General features: G+C 71.5%; 13 protein-coding genes. 4 read left to right on the top strand and 9 right to left on the bottom strand.

Annotation, left to right across the window (positions count from 1 at the left end):
• Nucleotides 1-192: 192 nt before the first annotated feature.
• Nucleotides 193-2,049, top strand: coding sequence for a TPM domain-containing protein (locus ACIBAE_RS00210; protein WP_399281460.1), 1,857 nt, complete (start codon nt 193-195; stop codon nt 2,047-2,049).
• Between the two features lie 82 nt (nt 2,050-2,131).
• On the opposite strand, the gene ACIBAE_RS00205 is transcribed toward ACIBAE_RS00210, so the two are convergent.
• From ACIBAE_RS00205 to ACIBAE_RS00175, 7 genes are all read right to left on the bottom strand, one after another.
• Nucleotides 2,132-4,753 (bottom strand): SpoIIE family protein phosphatase, encoded by a 2,622-nt coding sequence (locus ACIBAE_RS00205; protein ID WP_399281459.1) that lies wholly within the window; start codon nt 4,751-4,753, stop codon nt 2,132-2,134.
• 146 nt (nt 4,754-4,899) lie between these two features.
• Entirely contained in the window at nt 4,900-5,346 is a 447-nt protein-coding gene (locus ACIBAE_RS00200; protein WP_399281458.1) for an ATP-binding protein, read from the bottom strand.
• 295 nt (nt 5,347-5,641) lie between these two features.
• A complete protein-coding gene (locus ACIBAE_RS00195) occupies nt 5,642-6,055 on the bottom strand; it encodes a (deoxy)nucleoside triphosphate pyrophosphohydrolase (protein WP_399281457.1) in 414 nt (137 codons plus the stop codon).
• A gap of 52 nt (nt 6,056-6,107) precedes the next feature.
• Nucleotides 6,108-6,287 carry an SPOR domain-containing protein gene (locus ACIBAE_RS00190; RefSeq protein WP_399281456.1) on the bottom strand — a complete coding sequence of 60 codons (180 nt, stop codon included), beginning with the start codon at nt 6,285-6,287 and terminating at the stop codon, nt 6,108-6,110.
• A gap of 258 nt (nt 6,288-6,545) precedes the next feature.
• Nucleotides 6,546-7,298: a GntR family transcriptional regulator gene (locus ACIBAE_RS00185; RefSeq protein WP_399281455.1), complete on the bottom strand. Its 753-nt coding sequence runs from the start codon at nt 7,296-7,298 to the stop codon at nt 6,546-6,548.
• 234 nt (nt 7,299-7,532) lie between these two features.
• Nucleotides 7,533-10,457: a M4 family metallopeptidase gene (locus tag ACIBAE_RS00180; protein ID WP_399281454.1), complete on the bottom strand. Its 2,925-nt coding sequence runs from the start codon at nt 10,455-10,457 to the stop codon at nt 7,533-7,535.
• Between the two features lie 553 nt (nt 10,458-11,010).
• Nucleotides 11,011-11,676 (bottom strand): hypothetical protein, encoded by a 666-nt coding sequence (locus ACIBAE_RS00175; protein ID WP_399281453.1) that lies wholly within the window; start codon nt 11,674-11,676, stop codon nt 11,011-11,013.
• A 172-nt stretch (nt 11,677-11,848) separates the two neighbouring features.
• Between ACIBAE_RS00175 and ACIBAE_RS00170 the strand changes: the two genes are divergently transcribed.
• The 3 genes from ACIBAE_RS00170 to ACIBAE_RS00160 all read left to right on the top strand — a co-directional run bounded on the left by ACIBAE_RS00170 (nt 11,849) and on the right by ACIBAE_RS00160 (nt 16,303).
• Nucleotides 11,849-13,057 (top strand): HupE/UreJ family protein, encoded by a 1,209-nt coding sequence (locus tag ACIBAE_RS00170; RefSeq protein ID WP_399281452.1) that lies wholly within the window; start codon nt 11,849-11,851, stop codon nt 13,055-13,057.
• 125 nt (nt 13,058-13,182) lie between these two features.
• A complete protein-coding gene (locus tag ACIBAE_RS00165) occupies nt 13,183-15,153 on the top strand; it encodes a fibronectin type III domain-containing protein (protein WP_399281451.1) in 1,971 nt (656 codons plus the stop codon).
• A gap of 73 nt (nt 15,154-15,226) precedes the next feature.
• Nucleotides 15,227-16,303: a WxL protein peptidoglycan domain-containing protein gene (locus tag ACIBAE_RS00160; protein ID WP_399281450.1), complete on the top strand. Its 1,077-nt coding sequence runs from the start codon at nt 15,227-15,229 to the stop codon at nt 16,301-16,303.
• A 204-nt stretch (nt 16,304-16,507) separates the two neighbouring features.
• Here ACIBAE_RS00160 and ACIBAE_RS00155 read toward each other — a convergent pair whose 3' ends face one another.
• The gene (locus tag ACIBAE_RS00155) at nt 16,508-17,080 is read right to left on the bottom strand and encodes a YbhB/YbcL family Raf kinase inhibitor-like protein (protein ID WP_399281449.1); all 573 of its coding nucleotides are present in this window, start codon (nt 17,078-17,080) and stop codon (nt 16,508-16,510) included.
• Complete coding sequence (locus ACIBAE_RS00150) at nt 17,077-17,643, bottom strand: cysteine hydrolase family protein (RefSeq protein WP_399281448.1); 567 nt, start codon at nt 17,641-17,643, stop codon at nt 17,077-17,079. Before ACIBAE_RS00150 ends, ACIBAE_RS00155 begins: the two co-directional genes overlap by 4 nt.
• Nucleotides 17,644-17,679 lie beyond the last annotated feature (36 nt).

The following is a 17,679-nucleotide window of genomic DNA, read 5'->3' as shown; positions in this document are numbered from 1 at the left end:
TATGCGCCGGTCCGCGGGAGGCAGGCGCGAAGACCGTACGGGGACAGCCCTGAGACGGTACGGGGACAGCCCAGGGACCGTACGGAGACAGCGCGGGGACCGTACGCAGACCGACCGACGCCGACGGAGACCGTACGAAGACGGCTCGATGTCCGGTCGCGGACGCCCGGAAGCGGACATAGCCTCCCCCTTGTGACGCCCCTCGTGAGCCGTACCAGGACGCACATAGCCGGCCGGGCCTTCCTCGCCGTGCTGGTCACGGCCTGGTGGCTGGTCGCGTCCGCCGCGTACGCGCACGCCGGGGGTCCGGTCACCCTCGCGCACGGGCGGGACGCGGGTGTGCTCACGGGCCGGTCCGCACCGGCGCCCGCGCGCACCCCCGGAGAGGCCGACCCGGGCGGCGGCGCCGCCGACGGAGGGGCGGCGGGCAATCTGGTGCTGCCCATCGTCGTGGCCGGCGGAGCCCTGGTCCTCGCCGCGTACACGCGTACGCGCCGCAAGCGGCGGGCCGCCGACCGCACCACACCGCAGAGCGCCCTGCGGGTCTGGGGCAGGCCGGGGCGGACCCTCCAGCCGGCGGGGATCCCGCTGCCGGAACTCGACGACAAGGCCGGTCTGGTTCTGGTCGGCGCGGACGACGCCGTACGCACGAGCCAGGAGGAACTCGGCTTCGCCACGGCCCGGTTCGGGGAGGAGGCCACCGCGCCCTTCACCGCCGCCGTGGCCTTCGCGAAGAGCGAGCTGACCGCCGCTTTCCGGCTGCGCCAGCAGCTCGACGACGCCCTCCCGGCGGACGACGCGACCCGGCGCCGGATGCTGGACGAGATCATCTCCCGGTGCGCGGAGGCCGACAGCAGGCTGGACGCCGAGTCCGGGGCCTTCGACCGGCTGCGCGACCGGGAGCGGAACGCGCCGGGCGACGTCGACACGGTCACCGCGTCCTTCCGCGAGCTGACGGGACGCGTCACCACCGCGCGGTCCACGCTCACCGCACTGCTCACGCGGTATGCCGACACGGCGTCCTCGCCGGTCTCGGACAGTGCCGAGCAGGCCGGGGACCGGCTGGTCCTCGTCTCGGCCGCGCTGGCCGGCGCCCGGGAATTCATCGAGGCGGGCGACAACCGGAAGGCGGCCGTGCGGGTGCGTGCGGCGGAGAGCGCCGCCGGTCAGGCGACCACCCTCGTCGAAGCCGTCGAGCGGCGCGCGCTGGAGCTGGCGGAGGCGGCCGGAAAGCTCCCCGGCGCGCTCATCGAGGCGGAGACGGACCTGGCGGACGCCCGCGCCCTGCTGCGGGGGACGGCGGGGGACGCCCCGACGGACGGCCTCCCGGGCAGGATCGGCCGCGCGGAAGCGGTGGTCACGGAGGTTCGGCGCGAGCGGGACTCCGGGCGGTACGACCCGATCGACGCCCTGCGCCGGGTCGTGGAGGCGGCCGCGGTGCTCGAAGAGGCGCTGGCGGGGTCCCGGGCGCGCGAGGAGAACGGCCTGCGGGCGCGGACCTTGCTCGACCAGGCGATGCTCGCCGCCCGGTCGGCGATCGGCGCCGCCGCCGACTACGTCACCACCCATCGCGGGGCGGTCGGCAGCCAGGCCCGTACCCGGCTGGCGGAGGCGCAGCGCCGGCTGGAACGGGCCCGGGGCCTCGCGGCGACCGGCGACCCGGAGAGCGCGCCGGCCGAGGCGCGGCGCGCGGACGCGCTGGCCCGGCAGGCCCAGGATCTCGCCGAGCGGGACGTGCGGTCGTACGGGACCCCGTACGACCCCGGCGGTGCGTCAGGAGCGGAGGACGGGCTGGCGGGCGGCGTGCTCGGCGGCATCCTCCTCGGCGACCCGTTCGGCGGCCCGTTCGGTGGCGGGGACGGCGGCGGGTACGGCGGCCCGTTCGGTGGCGGGGACGGCGGCGGGTACGGGTACGGGCGCGGCGGATACGGGCCGGGGGAATACGGGCGGCAGGGCGGAGATGGCGGGTTCGGCCGGTCCGGCGGCGGTCCGGGCGGTTTCGGCGGAAGTGGCACGCGCGGCCGGATGGGAGGCGGCGGCCTCTTCTGACGCCGCCTCCCCTCCGCCCGCGCTCACCAGGAGCGGCCGACGCGAACCGGGGCGGCGAGCGGGTCCGGGCGGCGCCCCCCGGTCAGAACATGCTCAGCAGCTGGTCGACCGACGGTTCGGCCGCCGAGTCGCCGTCCGGCAGGGCGAGTTCGAACCAGACCGTCTTGCCGTGCGGTGTCCGGCGCGACCCCCAGGCCGCGCTGAGCAGCCCGACCAGTTGCAGCCCGCGGCCGCCCTCGTCGGTCTCGCGGGCCCGCCGCCGCCTCGGCTGCACCAGACCCCCGTCCCATACCTCGCAGACGAGCGTACGGTCGCGCAGCAGGCGCAGCCGGATCTCGCCCTCTCCGTAGCGCATGGCGTTGGTGACCAGCTCACTGACCAGCAGCTCGACGGTGTCCACCAGGGGTTCGAGGTCCCAGGCGAGCAGCTGGGTGCGGGCCAGTTCCCGGGCGCGGCCCACCGAGCGCGGCTCGCGCGGCAGCCGCCAGTCGCCGACCGCCTCGGACGGCAGCCCCTGGATGCGGGCCATCAGAAGAGCGATGTCGTCCTCGCCGTGCCGGGTGTCGAGGGTGTTCAGGACGTGGTCGCAGACGTCTTCCAGCGGGCGTACGGAGTTGGTGAGGGCCGTCCGCAGGCCGCTCAGGCCCTCGTCGAGCGGGTGGTCCCTGGACTCGACGAGTCCGTCCGTGTAGAGCGCGAGCAGCGTGCCCTCCGCCAGATCGACCTCCACCTGTTCGAAGGGCTCCCCGCCCACCCCGAGGGGCATGCCGGGCGGTACGTCGAGCAGCAGCGCCTTCTCGCCCGGTTCGACGACGACCGGCGGCAGATGACCGGCGTTGGCGAAGGTGCAGCGCCGGGTGACCGGGTCGTACACGGCGTAGACGCAGGTGGCGAGGTAGACCTCGGAGAGGTCCGCGTCACGGGACTTGTGGGCGGCCCGCGAGGACTGCTGGGTTCCGCCGGGTGTGCCGAGGCCGCGGGCGATCTCGTCGAGCGCGGAGAGGACTTCGGCGGGCTCCAGGTCGAGCAGCGCGAGCGTGCGTACGGCGGTACGCAGTTCGCCCATGGCGACGGCGGCCCGCAGGCCGCGTCCCATGACATCGCCGACGACCAGGGCGGTGCGATGCCCCGGCAGTTCGATGACGTCGAACCAGTCGCCGCCCACCTCGGTGGCGGTGTTGCCCGGCAGGTAGCGGCAGGCGATGTCCAGCCCGGCGGCCTCGGGATCGCCCGGCGGGAGCAGGCTGCGCTGCAGGATCAGCGCGCGCTCGTGCTCCCTGCGGTAGAGACGGGCGTTGTCGATGCAGACGGCGGCGCGGGCGGCGAGCTCGACGGCGAGCGCCCGGTCCCGTTCGCCGAAGGGCTCGCTCCCCTTCGTACGGGAGAACTGGGCGAGCCCGACGACGGTGTCGTGCGCGACCATCGGGACGGCGAGTGTGGACTGGACGAGACTGCCGGCCTCGCCGGGGACGGACTGCACCCGGCCGGTGCGCAGGGCGTTCGCGCTGGGTGAGCTGAACGGGAACCGGTGGACGGCGCCGACCTCCGGCGGGACGCCCTTCTCGTCGTCCGCCCCGCCGGGAACGGCCAGCGGGGAGTCCGAGACGGCGCTGGCGAAGGCGACCCGGCGCAGTCGCGCGCTGCCGCCGCCGGATTCGGCCCGGGAGGAGCCCCAGTGTCCCGGGGCGGCTTCCTCGCCGGTGAGCAAGGACTGGTAGAGGTCGACGGAGGCGAGATCGCAGAAGCCGGGGACGGCGACGCCGAGAAGCTCGCGGGCGGTGGTCTCCAGGTCGAGGGAGTTGCCGATGCGGGAGCCGGCCTCGTTGAGGATGGCGAGGTTGCGGCGGGCGCTGGCCGCCTCGCGGGCGGCGATATGGCGGCGGGTGACATCGGTACCGATGCCGGCGACGCCGATGGGGCGGCCGGATCCGCTGTGCACGCGATAGAGGTTGATCGTCCAGTGGCGGCGTTCGTTGCCGCCGGGCCTGCTGCCGACGAGCGGCAGGTCGGTGACGGACTCGCCGGTCTCCAGGACCCGCTTCAGCGCGGCGGTCATCCGCTCGGCCTCGGGACGGGAGAGGTAGTCGTGGACCGTACGGCCGCGATGGTCGTCGGCCGCCCCGCCGAAGACGGTGGCGAAGCGCTGGTTGGCGCGGCGGACCCGGAGGTCGGTACCGAACAGCAGGAAGCCGAAGGGAGATTGGCCGAAAACGGCCTGTGAGGAAGCGATGTCGGATTCGATCCGGCGCAGTGCCCGGACGTCCACGACGATGCAGAGCGCGCCCCGTTCGCCGCTCTCCGTCTCGCTCGGCATCACATAGACCTCGGCGAGCCCGTCCGCCGCGCGTTCCCCGTACGCCCCGCGCCCCTCGCGTGCGCTGTGCTCCCCCCGCGCGCCCCGGCCCGCGTGCGCGCCGTCCCAGCGGAAGGGGACCAGGCCGGTCCATTCCTTGCCGTCGAGGATCTCGCTGATCTTGCGGTGCCCGCGCCGGCGCAGCTCGGCGGGCATGAACACCTCGACCGGATCCTTGCCCCTGACCTCGTGCGGGGCTATTCCGAACAGTTCCGTGGCCCGCAGGCTCCACTGCTCGACCAGCCCGTCAGGACCGATCGAGAAAGAAGCCGCCCTGATGTAGTCATAGATCGAGCCCGGCGGACTGCTCTGCCATACGACGTCGCCCGTCGTACCGGATATTTCGCTCACGCGACCGTCCCCTCCAGCTCACGCACCGGACCGGCCTTACCCGCAGTATTCAGCACCGCGGCCCCGGTCGGCACGGCGTTCACGATCACAGCACGGTCTCGTTCTGTCCGAACCTGCTCCGGCGTGATCGCTGTCCCTCCCCACTTCTAACCAGGGAGGGGCAGCTCGAACCACACGGTCTTACCAGTCTTACCCCTCCGCGTGCCCCACCGGCGGGCCGAGCAGGCGACGAGTTGCAGCCCCCGGCCGCCCTCGTCGTCGGGACCCGCGAGGCGCGCGGTCGGCGGATCGGGCAGCGGATCGGAGATTTCGACCAGCAGCGAGGCGCGCTCGGTGGCGACGGCGCCCTCGGGTCCGTCCGGGCCGGGGGCCACGGGGCGGAGCGCGAGCCGCACTCCGATCGGGCCCGACGCGTGACGCAGGGAGTTGGTCACCAGCTCACTGACCAGCAGGACCGCCACATCGGCGACGGCAGGGGGAGTGTTCCAGGTGTGGAGCGTGTCACGGACGGCGTGACGGGCGGTCCGCACGGCGCCCGGCTCGCCAGGGAAGATCCACTCGGCGCCGGCGCCCTCGGGGTGGATCAAGCCCATCACTCCCAAGACCGACGGGGGCCCACATCCTTTTTAGGGGGGTTGATTGCCACATACCCGATATTTACGGCACCTACCGTCACAGCGGGCGCACGGTGGCACCAATGGAGTACGCACGGCCCGTGGGGGGCGCACGGCCCGTCAGCACCCGCCCCCTCAGCGCCGCCTCCATGACGGTGCCGGCGAAGACCGGCTCAGGACGGGGTGCGCCGCTCGGGAGCGGGTTCGTCCGCAGGACGCGCTTCGCCGTCCGTGCCAGGCGTTCCGAGCCCAGCGGGGATCGGACAACAGCTTCTCAGCTCGCGGCGTCCTGCGAGGCGGCGCGGAGGAGGCGAGCGGCCTCGGCCACGGCCGGGCGGTCCTGGTCGAGCCAGTCGACCGTGTCCGTCTCGTCCGGGCCGAGCCAGCGCAGTTCGTCGTGGTCCTCCAGGGGCCGGGGCTCGCCGGAGAGGAGCCGGGCCGTCCACACCTGGAGCACATAGCCGGGCTTCAGCGGCCACTCGCCCGGGATCCGCTCCACCGGCCGCGTCTCCACGCCCAGTTCTTCCCGCAGCTCGCGCACCAGGGCCTCTTCGGGCCCCTCCCCCGGTTCCAGCTTGCCCCCGGGCAGCTCCCAGCGGCCCGCCAGCTCGGGCGGCGCGCTGCGGCGAGCGGCCAGCAGCCGCCCCCGGTCGTACACGGCACCCGCCACCACCACACGATCGCTCATGGGCCGGAGCGTAACGCGGGGTACCCGTCCGGGGAGGGTCGGGGACGCTCCGTCAGAGGGCCGCCTGGCCGACGCGTTCCACCCAGTAGAGCTGCTTGTGTCCGCGCCCGCCGAGGGAGTCGACTTCCTTCTGCGCCTCGTCCTGGGTCGCGTACCGGCCGACCCGGTAGCGGTTGCCGTTGTCGTCCTGCCGTATCACGAGCCAGGGGAGCGCAGCACCGTCGTCGATCATCGCACCCCTCCGGCCGCCGGCCCGCTTATCTCCGCACATCCCCAGGAAACCGCAATCCGCATATGCCGGAGCCTACGCCTGACCTTCACTCAGCGGATGCGGGTTTTTCCAAAGAGATGCCCATCCGGCCACCACGCGCCACGACGCGCCACGACGACGGTCGAGCGCGGATCCATGGGGCCGATACGGCGACATCCGACCTGTCGGCACATCAGCCCCTCGGGCGCCCCCGGTCGACCGACGGCGCCCGAACGGCGGTCACTTGACCGAGAGGTGGTACGCGAGGCGGTACCGGTCGGCGGGGACGATCACATCCGCCGTCTCCACGGCCCGCCCCGACGCGTAATACGTCCGCTCGACGGCCATGACGACATGACCGGGCACACCGCCGAGCGCCATGAGTTCCTCCGCGAGCCCCGGGCGCGCGCCGACCTCCTCCAGCACGTTGTCCACGACGATGCCGATGGCCGCCATCCGCTCGACCACCCCGCAGCCGCCGAGCGGCCCCTCCTCGGGCAGCATCACCGGCGTGCGCCCCGTGACGGCGAGGGGCTCCCAGGAGGTGGAGAGCATCAGCGGCTCCCCGGACTCCCGGAAGAGGTAGCGCGTACGCATCACCCGGTCGCCGGACGGAATGCCGAGCCGGAGCGCGATCTCCGGACTCGCCTCGTCCTGCTCGCTGCGGGACTCCCAGGTGCCGTGCGCGCCGCTCTCCCCCTGCTCCTGACGGAACGGGCTGGAACCGGCGGCCGGGCGGTAGCCGGCGCGGGCGATCCGGCGCGGGACCGGCCGCTCCCGTACGTACGTACCGGACCCGGAACGGCCCTCCACCAGCCCCTCGGCCATCAGGACCTTGCGCGCCTCCAGCGCGACCGTGTCCGAGACGCCGTACTCCTCGCGAATGCGGGCCTGCGAGGGAAGACGGGTATGCGGCGGCATCGCACCGTTGACGATCTTCTCGCGCAGATCGCTCGCAACGCGCAGATAGGCGGGCTGCTCACCGAAGGCCACTGGCCACTCCCATCAGGTTGACAGACAGCAACAGCCTCGCAACCGTAGGTTGTTTGCCGCAAGCATGGGCCAGAGTTTCACCCGAAGTGATGAGTTGTGCGTGCGGCCCGCATACCGTGCTCCACGCCCGGCAGATCCTCCGTGCCGTACAAGGGGCCGGCCCCCGGAGGAGCCGGCCCCTTGTCACATGGAGAGGCTGTCAGGTCACGGTCCCCGCAGGGGGGACGGCGTCGGTCAGGCGCAGCTGCCCGCCGGGCGGCCACGGGTCACCAGATCGGTGTCCGTGGTGGTGGTGTCGATCCAGACCACGCGGTTGCCGGTGTCGGCCGCCGCCCCGGACTGCTGGCCACGGGCGCACGAGACGCGGCCGATCGGGGCGCCCTTCGCGGTGAACTGGTGGAGCTTCGCCAGAGTGTCGTTGTAGGACGCGGGCACGGCGTAGTACGAGGGGTACACCGTCAGGGTGATCACGGTCTCGGAGGCGGTGACGCCCCAGCCGCGGACCGCGTTCGGGGCGCTCTCCGGGATGAGATCGGTGACGCCGGATCCGTCGAGGCCGGCCCGGCGCAGGGTGGTGAAATCATCGTCGGTCCAGTCGCTGTCGACGAGCCAGTACACACCCGACGCGGTGGCGACGGGCGTACTGATCCACTCCGCCTGTGCGGGCGTACCGAGCTGCGCGGTCCTGCCGGTCTTGATGGTGTAGATCTCGACGACGACACCATAGGCGTCACCGAACAGCCCGCTGTGGTTGTACGCGATGCGCCCGTCCTTGACGGAAGGCGCCTGTGCCCCGTCGTAGTCCTTGCTCACCGGGACCGTCCGAGGGGAGGTGGCGGTGCCCTTCAGGTAGTACACGCGCTGCAGACCGGTCTCCCCCGCCTCGGACCAGGCCACCGTGTCGCCGTCCACGCTCAGGCCGCTGATCTCGTCGGGAGTGCTGTACAGCTTCTTCGCCTTCCCGCCCTCCACCGGCGCGGACATGATGTCGAAGGTGTCCCCGACGGCCACCCAGACCACGCGCTTGCCGTCCGTGACCGGGCTGAGGTGGTACCGGCCGTCGTCGGCCGAGACCTGCCGGGGCTTGCCCTTGCCGTCGGTGCGGCCGACCCACACGGCGTACGGCGCGGTGCTGTCGGCGCTGGACTTGGAGACCGCCCACCAGCCGCCCGCCGCGCTGGGCTCGTTACCGGAGCCGACGTACTGCTTCTGGGTTCCGAGCCTGCCGAGCAGGGTGTCGCTGTCCACGCCCAGGGCCTTCTCCCAGCCCGGGACGATGCCGTGGTCCTCGAACGCCTTCTTCACCGCGGTGAGTTGAGCGCCCTTCACACCGAGCGACTTCGCCGCGGCGACGACCGCGTCCCGGCCCTCGTCGAAACCGTCGAGCGGAGCCAGGTACGAGGTCAGCGCCCGGTAGACGATCCGGTCCGAGAGCGTGCCGCCGAGGCTCTCCCGGATGTCCCACAGCGCGCCACCGAAGATGGTGGAGTTGAGGTGCACGCCGCCGTTGTCGAAGGACGAGCCGAGGGGCAGGCCGGTGAAGTTCTTCTGCGTGGTGGCGCCGTCGTTGAGGTCACGGAACGCGCAGTCCTTCGGCGCCAGGGTCCGGCACAGGTCCCCGCCGATCAGACTCGCCCGGGGATCGCTCATCGGCGTGCGGTCGACGGTGACGTCGATGGCGTTGCCGAAGTAGTCGGCTATCGCCTCGTTCATGGCGCCGGACTGGCCCGCGTAGACGAGGTTCGCTGTGTGCTCGACCACGCCGTGGGTCATCTCGTGGCCCACCACGTCGATGTCGGACGCGAGCGAGCGGTACTCGTCGTCCCCGGTGCCGTACACCATCTTGGTGCCGTCCCAGGACGCGTTGACCCACTGGTAGCCGTAGTCGGTGACGCCGACGAGGGAGTTGATCGACATGCCCTGGCCGTCGAGGCTGTCGCGGTCGTGGGTGCCGCGGTAGTACTCGTAGACCTTCCCGGCCGCCCAGTGCGCGTCGACCGCACCGGACTCGGTGAGTTCCGGGCCGGTCTTCGGGGTGGGCGAGGTCAGCGGAACGATGCCGTCCGGCCATTCGCCGGAGAGATCCTGGTACCACAGGCTGGAGGCGTCCCAGGTCTCGATGACGTTCTTCTGCCTGGTGTCCGCCATGTGCGCGGTATCGCGCAGCAGGTACTGGCCGGTGGCTCCGTCCTTGGTCAGGTTCAGCGACACGGTGCCGCCGCCGAGGAGGGCTCCGCTGCCGGTGACGGCGGTCGACCCGCTGCCGGGCTTCCCGGGCTTGGTGGGCTTGGTGGGCTTGGCCGGCGTCGCGGGCTTGGTGGGCTTGGCCGGCGTCGCGGGCTTGGTGGGCTTGGCCGGCGTGCCGGGTCTGTGTCCGGAGCCGGCCGCTACGCCACCGTACGGGGCGCCAGGCGTCCGCGGGGGCGCGGTGAACGTGCGCAGCCCGCCGTACTGGAAGAGGGTGACGCCGGTGGCGGCGTCCACGAAAACCTCCTGCACCACCGGCGTGCCGGTGGCGGGGTCGGTGCCGCGCACCGTGACGTGCCGGGTGAGTACGCCCTTGCCGGTGGGCAGGACGGTCAGCCCGCGGTCGGTACCGGACAGACCGGCGGAGTCGTCCTTCGCGGGAGCGGACCGGTGCGGGCCCTGGGCCAGCCCGGCCCGCACCTGCTGGACCGCACGGTTCACGGCGGTTGCGGCGGGCAGCGTCGCCCCGGCGGTGTCCACGTCCAGCCCGGTGAAGTACGAGCCGGAGGTGCCGGTGACGGTCCGCTTGCCGTCCTGGTGCGTCATCCGCACCACGTACTGGGCGCCGAGGACCGGCAGCCCCTTGTGCCGCTGGTCCAGGCGCACGGTCTCCGAACCGTCGGCGTCGGTGCTGACGTTGTCGGTGACCAGGTCCCGGTCGGGCGAGGGAATCCGGTAACGGTCCCGGTGCCCGCTCAGGTGGGCGCGGGCCGCCGTCGCGGCGGGGACGGAGGCGTCCGCCGAGTCGGCCAGACCGTCGACCAGCGCGGGTGTCTCGGTGACCGGCGCGGGATCGGTGGCGGTCGCCGCCGCCGGTCCGGCCGCCCGCGCGGGAAGCGCCGCACCCGTGACGCTGAGGGCCGCCGCCATGGCGAGCAGGACCGACAGGCCCGCGCGGCCAGGCGCGCGCACAGATCGGCGTGAAACGTGTGGTGACATGAAAGGTGCCTCCGGCGGCCCGGAGAGCCCGGGCCCGGTAGTGGGACATCAGATGTTCGACGCACCGTCGCGCCCGCGATGACCTGCATCTTTCTTGGCCCGACACCGAACTACAAGGGAAGGGGGCAGGGGGGATACACGCAGGTGCGCAGATGAGAACCGTCCGGCACCGACAACCGACCCCCCGCGTACTCACGCACCCACGCACCCACGCACCCACGCACCCACGCACCCACGCACCCACGCGGAGATTCCCGCTGACGAGCAAACGCTGACGGCGGATCAGGGCGTCCCGCGCGAGCCGGACGTCCGGCGCCGGCCCGGGACGGGATACGGCAAGGGGCCGCCTCCCGGAGGAGTCGGCCCCTTCTGGGCTTCCTGTGTGCCGGATCGGCGAGGTGGTGCCTGGCCACCCGCCGAACGTGCAAGCAGCGCGAACGCCGCTTCGAACTCCCCACCGTGCCCCGGGTCTCCGGCGCGGACCGGCGCGGCAGCTCTTCCCCGACCCGTGGTCGCGGGAGAGCCCTCAGTGCTTGTCGAGCCAGAGCACGATCCCGGTCAGGTCGCTGAGCACCGCAGCGGCGCCCGCCCTGATGGCTGCCGCGCAGCGCTCGGGGGTGAACGAGCCGGCGTCGTACGTCGAGGACATACCGAGCCCCTCGCCGCGGAACGACGCGCCGGACCAGTCGACCGCCGTGACGTTCCCGGTGGGCTCGGCGAGTTCCGCGCCCACGACGAGGAACTGCTGGGACAGGTGGCTCGCGGTGACCGCCGCGAGCGGGTCGATCAGGTCGTTGCCCGCGCTGACGATGAGGTCCGGTCCCATGTCCATGGCCCTGACGATGCTGGGTATGAAGTCGGACGAATTCTCGGGGACGACCGTTCTGAGGTCGACGTCCTCTTCCTGGGCCCAGTCCTTGACCGCCGCCACCAGGTTCTTGGTCGGGCGGTCGTCGCCCGAGGTGAGCAGCACCACGCGGTAGCCCTTCGACGGACGGACGCCGGTCCAGGAGCCGGGCCGCGGCGTGACGGTCGCCTCCGGGGCGGGCGGCGAGTCGGCGAACCCCGGGCCGAGGGCCCCGATGGCGGCGGGTGCGGGGTGCGGCCCTGACCAGTCGTCGCCGGAGCCGCAAGCGGTGACCAGCGCGGCGGCCGCGGCCAGCATGGCGAAGGCCCGAAGTGGGGTGCGCAAGGCGATCTTCCTCCGAGTAAGGGGGGATGGTGCACCTACATCCTCCTATCTGTTTTCCTGCCGCCTTCCTCCACGCGTGTCGTTTTCGAACATGTTGTTCCGCAGTTCGCCGATGGGCCGGATGTTGTTCACTTCCGGCGCTCAACGTGCAGTGGCAACCTGAAGGAGCAACATGTCACCCAGGGTCCGCCGCAGCATCATCGGGATCACCGCGGCCGTGATCGCTTTCCTGGGCGCCGGCCAGCCGGCGCTCGCCCACGGGTTCTCGTCGACCGTGTACGCCCATGTCGCAGCTGACGACAAGGGTCATATACGGACGACGCTGGAACTCGAGTACGACCTCCTCGTCGTATCCGCCGCCGACGCGGCGGGCGACGACCCCCTCTTCCAGGCGGGGACCGAAGCGTTCGAGGCCGGTGACACCGACGCACAGGCCGCGGCGCTCAACGCCCACAAGAAGTCGGCCGTCAGCTACGCCACCGAGCGCTTCTCGGTCGCCTCGGACGGCACGGCGTGCACGCCGACCCAGGTCGGCGACTTCACGATGCGCCAGCGGGAGGGCGTGCCGTACAGCGTTCTGACGCTGGACTGGGCCTGCTCAGGAGTGGCCGACGACCCGACGGTGCGCAGCGAACTGTTCCCCGATGCCCAGGGCTTCGTGAAGGACACCAAGACGATCGTCACCTACGAGATCGACGGCCGCTCGGGCAGCGCCGCGCTCGACGCCGATCACCCGTCCTTCTCCATGGGCCAGGCGTGGTACGAGCGCTTCTGGGAGTTCTTCAGCCTGGGCGCCGAGCACCTGCTGGGCGGGATCGACCACGTCCTGTTCCTGCTCGCGCTCATCGCGGGATCACGCCGCCCGCGCGAAATCGTGCTCACGGCCACGAGCTTCACCCTGGCGCACTCGGTGACATTCCTGCTCGCCGCCCTGGGGCTGGTCGAGGTGCCCGCGAGCATCGTGGAGCCCGTCATCGCGCTGTCGATCGCCGTGGTCGCCGGCTGGCACCTGTGGCGGATCCGGCGGGGCGACGACCACACCACCGAGCTGGAGACGGCGGGACGCGGGCACTTCGCCCTGGACCGGGCCGGATGGCTCCGCCTCGGAGTGGTGTTCGCCTTCGGCCTCGTGCACGGACTGGGCTTCGCGGGCGCGCTCGGCATCGACGAAGCGTGGTCGTGGACCCTGCTGTGGTCCCTGCTGGTGTTCAACGTCGGTATCGAGGCCGTGCAGTTGGCCATCATCGCGGCACTCTTCCCCCTGCTGATCCTGCTGCGCCGCCGTGCGCCGAAGGCCGGCCTCTGGGCGACCGGCACGATCTCGGCAGGAGTGGCCGCCATGGGTCTTCTGTGGTTCATGCAGCGGGTTTTGGGTTTCTGATACCGCTCAGGCCTCTTGGGAAGTTCAGCCGGTCCATAGGTCGCATTTGCCATCAGTTCACCCAGCGACGAGATCTTCATATTCTCCACTCCATGCACTCACGTGCACAAAAGGAACGAAAACTGATGACATTGAGCACCTCGGCACAGACCTCCGGGTCCGCGCGGCGCCGCGTCGCCACAGGGGTCACAGCAGCATTCCTGGGCCTGACCGTTGCCCTGGGCAGCGGCATGGCATCGCCCGCCAGCGCGGCGGACTCCGCCACGCCCGGCAGCATCATCCTCGGTGTGGGCGCCAACGAGTCGCAGCGCATCGTCACGTGGTACACCACGGCCGACACCGCCCAGAAGCTCCAGGTCGCCCGGACCGCGGACCTGGTCAACGGTCAGTTCCCGGCCGACTCCGCCACCTTCGACGCTGTCGGCGGAGCGAACGTCGCCACCGGTGGCGGCTTCAACCGCCACGCGACGATCACCGGCCTGAAGGAGCACACGCAGTACTCCTACCGCGCCGGCTCCGAGGGCGACTGGTCCCCGGCGTACTCCTTCAAGACGCAGGACTTCGAAGGCGACTACGACTTCCTGTTCCTCGGCGACCCGCAGATCGGTTCCTCCGGGGACCTGGCGCAGGACCAGGCCGGTTGGAAGGACACGCTGGACGTCGCCCTCGCCGCCAACCCGAACGCCGAAATGCTGGTGTCGGGTGGTGACCAGGTCGAGACCGCGAACAACGAGTCGCACTGGTCCTCCTTCCTCGCGCCCGACAAGCTGCGCCAGTACCCGTGGGCCGCCACCATCGGCAACCACGACGTCGGTGGCAAGGCTTACGAGCAGCACATGTTCACCCCGAACACCGACCGCTCGGGCCCGCTGTACTCCAACGGGAACCCGTCGTCCAACACGTCCGGTGGTGACTACTGGTACATCTACAAGGATGTGCTGTTCATCAACCTCAACAGCAACAGCTACGCCACCTCCCAGGGTGGCGGCGGTGACGCGGCGCACATCAAGTACGTGACCGACGTCATCAACGAGCACGGCGCCGAGGCCAAGTGGAAGGTACTCACGTACCACCACGCGATCTACTCGCCGGCCTCCCACGCCAAGGACTCGGACAACAAGGTCCGTCGTGTCGACTTCCCGACCGCTTTCTCCAAGCTCGGTGTCGACGTGGTCCTCCAGGGCCACGACCACAGCTACTCCCGTAGCTACCTGATCAAGAACGGCGCGAAGGCGAACCCGGACGAGCAGCCCGGTGCCTCCGAGGTCACCGCCGGTCCTGGCGGCGTCCTCTACGTGACGGCGAACTCGGCCTCGGGCTCGAAGTACTACGACATCACGAAGCCGGACAGCAGCGGCACGAGCGGTGCCGGTAACGGCGCCGACCCGCTGAACCCGAACAGCTACTGGTACAACTCGGTTCAGAACCAGGAGCACGTCCGCACCTACGTCAAGGTCCAGGTGCGCAACGACAAGCTCGTCGTCGAGAACCTCCGCAGCGGCACCTGCGCGGCCCCGAACGCGGACGCCGGCAGCCTGTGCAAGAACACCAGCGCCGACCAGCCCGTCGGCTCGCTCGTCGACAAGGTCACCGTGCGCCCGTACCACGGCAACGGCCAGGACCTCCAGGTCAACGTGCCTGACGCCGCTCCGGGTGAGTTCGGCTGGACGATCGACGGCTACAACGGCCTGGTGGACCTCGGCACCGCCAAGGACTACGACGGCGACTACTTCGCCGCGACCGGCAAGATCAACCCCATCGCCGTGTCGGACAACCGCCGCTCGCGCGCTCCGTGGTCGATCTCGGCCAGCGTGGGTGACTTCCAGGACGCCGGCAAGAAGTTCTCCGGTGCCTACCTCGGTTGGACGCCGAACGTCCTCGAAGCCGGCGCCGGCGCCAAGGCCAACGGGTCCGTGGCCTCCGGCTACGACGACGGCCGCGAGGGTCTCTCCGTCTCGCGCGGCCTCGGCTGGGCCGAGCAGGGCCACGCCAAGGGCACGGCCAAGCTCGGCGCCGACCTGGATCTGAAGATCCCGGGCAGCGTCGACAAGGGTGGCTACCGCGCCACCCTCACGATCACCGCGCTCAGCAGCTGATCGATCCGTTTCACCGGCGGGGTAGGCACCTTCGGGTGCTTACCCCGCCTCCCGTTTCTAGGAGAACCCTGACATGCACGCGCCCCCACCGCGCCGGACGGGCACCCTCGCCGCCCTCGTTCGCACCGTCGTCCTGGCCCTGCTCGCCGCCATCGCGGTCGCGGGGGTGTCCGCCGGCCCCGCCCAGGCGGAGGACGGCGACGTCGCCTGGACGGTCCGGACAGCCGAGAACAGCTACGGCGACGACCGCTCCAGCTTCAGCCACAGCATCAACCCCGGTGGCCAGATCCAGGACGCCATGGTCGTCGCCAACCGCAGCAAGGTCCCGCTCGAACTCGCGGTCTACACCGCCGACGGATACACCACCGAGACGGGCCAGCTCGACCTGCTCACCAAGGACAAGAAGTCCAAGGGAATCGGCGCCTGGGTCCACGCCGGCAGCGACCACGTGGTGATCAAGCCCGGCAAGACCGTCCAGGTCCCCTTCACGGTCACCGTTCCGGACAACGCCACCCCCGGCGACTACGTGGGCGGCATCCTCACCTCCCTGAAGCAGTCCGACGAAGCCGAGGGCATCAACGTGGACCGGCGCCTCGGCATCCGGGTCAAGTTGCGTGTCAGCGGCGAACTGAAGCCGAGCCTCGCGATCGAGAACCTCCGCGTGGACTACGCCGGCTCGCTCAACCCGTTCGCCAAGGGCGACGCCAACATCACCTACACGATCCACAACACCGGTAACGCCAGCCTGTCGGCCCAGCAGAAGGCCTCCGTCTCCGGCCCGTTCGGGTGGCTGCGGACCGACGCGGGCGAGATCCCCCCGTCGCCGGAGCTGCTCCCCGGTGAGAGCTGGAAGGTGAAGGTACCCGTCCACGGCGTGGCACCCGGCTTCAAGCTGACCGCGACCGCGACCCTCACGCCCGTACTCGCCGACCCGTCGGGCTCCACCAACCTGCTCAAGCCGGTCGAGGCCACCACGCAGGGCTGGGCCGTCCCGTGGACGCTGTCGCTGCTGGTCGTCGTAGTGATCGCCGCCATCGTCGTGGCGTTCCTGGTCACGCGCCGCAACCGCGCACGGCGCAAGCTGCGTGAGGACGCCCTCGTACAGAACGCCGTCGAGCGGGCGCTCCGCGACCGGACGCAGGAGAGCTGACCGTGGGGACACCGCGGGCACGACTCCGGCGGCCCGGACCGTAGCCGCAGCCACATGGCTGCGGCTACGTGAAGTCCGCGTACGCCATGTGGCGCCCGCCGGTGCGGCTCCAGCGAGGACGGACGCTGCCGCACGCCTCGGCGGTCGCGTCATGGAGGGCCCCGGGCACGCTGCCTGTGTGGCGGCCTGGTCCTGGGCCTGGGGTCAGCGTTCGAAGACGCCGGTCAGCCGGCCGCGGTCGAGGACGGGTGCGGTGATGGCGGGCAGCAGGGCGCGGGGCCGCGCCCGGTCCACCGGCGTCGCGTCGCGGGCGCTGTCCACGGGGGTCGCGAGGGCGAACAGCTGGAAGGTGTAGCGGTGTGGCCCGTGCCCTTTGATGGGCGCGGGACCGTGGTAGCCCCGTCCGAGGGTGGAACGCAGCACCCGCACCCCGGGGCCGGGTCGCCGCGCGGCCAGGGCACCGGGCTCCAGGTGTCCGGCTGCCGGGTCGATCAGGGCGAGGCAGTGCACGGCGGGTTTGGCCATGGGAACGTCGATGTCCTCGACGACCAGCAGGAGCTGTGCGGTGCCGGGCGGGAGCGGGGTCCAGGCCAGGTGGGGGGAGAGATCGGCGCCGCCGATGGTCTTCGCGCAGTGCTCCAGCGGCATGGAGCCGCCGTCGCCGAAGTGTCGGCTGGTGAGGGCCAGCAGCTCGGGGCCCCGCAGGTTGGGCAGGTTCCACGCCGTGTGGGTCTCGCCCGCTCTGCGATTCTTCAGGAGTCGGCCGAGCAGGGTCATCGCGTGGCCCCGACCATGTCGATGACCTCGGCGGTGGTGGCGGTTTCGCCGCGCCTGGGGAAGACGCGTTCGATGCTGTGGCGGTGGGCGTCGGCATCGGGGTCGCTCATGGCGTCGGTGGCCAGGACGACGTGGTAGCCGTAGTCGGAGGCCGAACGTGCGGTCGACTCGACGCCCGCGCTGGTCGAGATGCCGGCGAGCACGATCTGGGTGACGCCCAGGTCCCGCAGGAGGGTGTCGAGTCCGGCGTCGTGGAACGCGCTGCGCCGCCGCTTGGTGATCAGGTGATCGGTCGGCCGGACATCGAGTTCGTCGATGAGATCGGCCCAGCCGGTCGGCAGTGCGGCGCCGCTTCCGGACCATCCGGCCTCGGTGCGTCCCGGCGCGCGTCCGGTGACGTTGACCAGGACCACGGGCAGCCCGTGCCGCCGGTACGCGGTGGCCAGGTGAGTCGCCCGCTGGACGACGGCGGTGACCGGATCGTCGGTGTGGGCCGAGACAACGCCCTTCTGCAGGTCGATCACGACGAGCGCGGACAGGGGGTCGATCGTTGTCAGTGCCATGGTTGCCTCTCCTGTGGATGTCGGCCGGCTGCCGGG

This window comes from Streptomyces sp. NPDC051569 (assembly GCF_044454085.1).
Lineage (GTDB): Bacteria > Actinomycetota > Actinomycetes > Streptomycetales > Streptomycetaceae > Streptomyces.
Note: the sequence above shows the minus strand (reverse complement) of the source record. Positions and strands in the feature narration are given on the sequence as shown.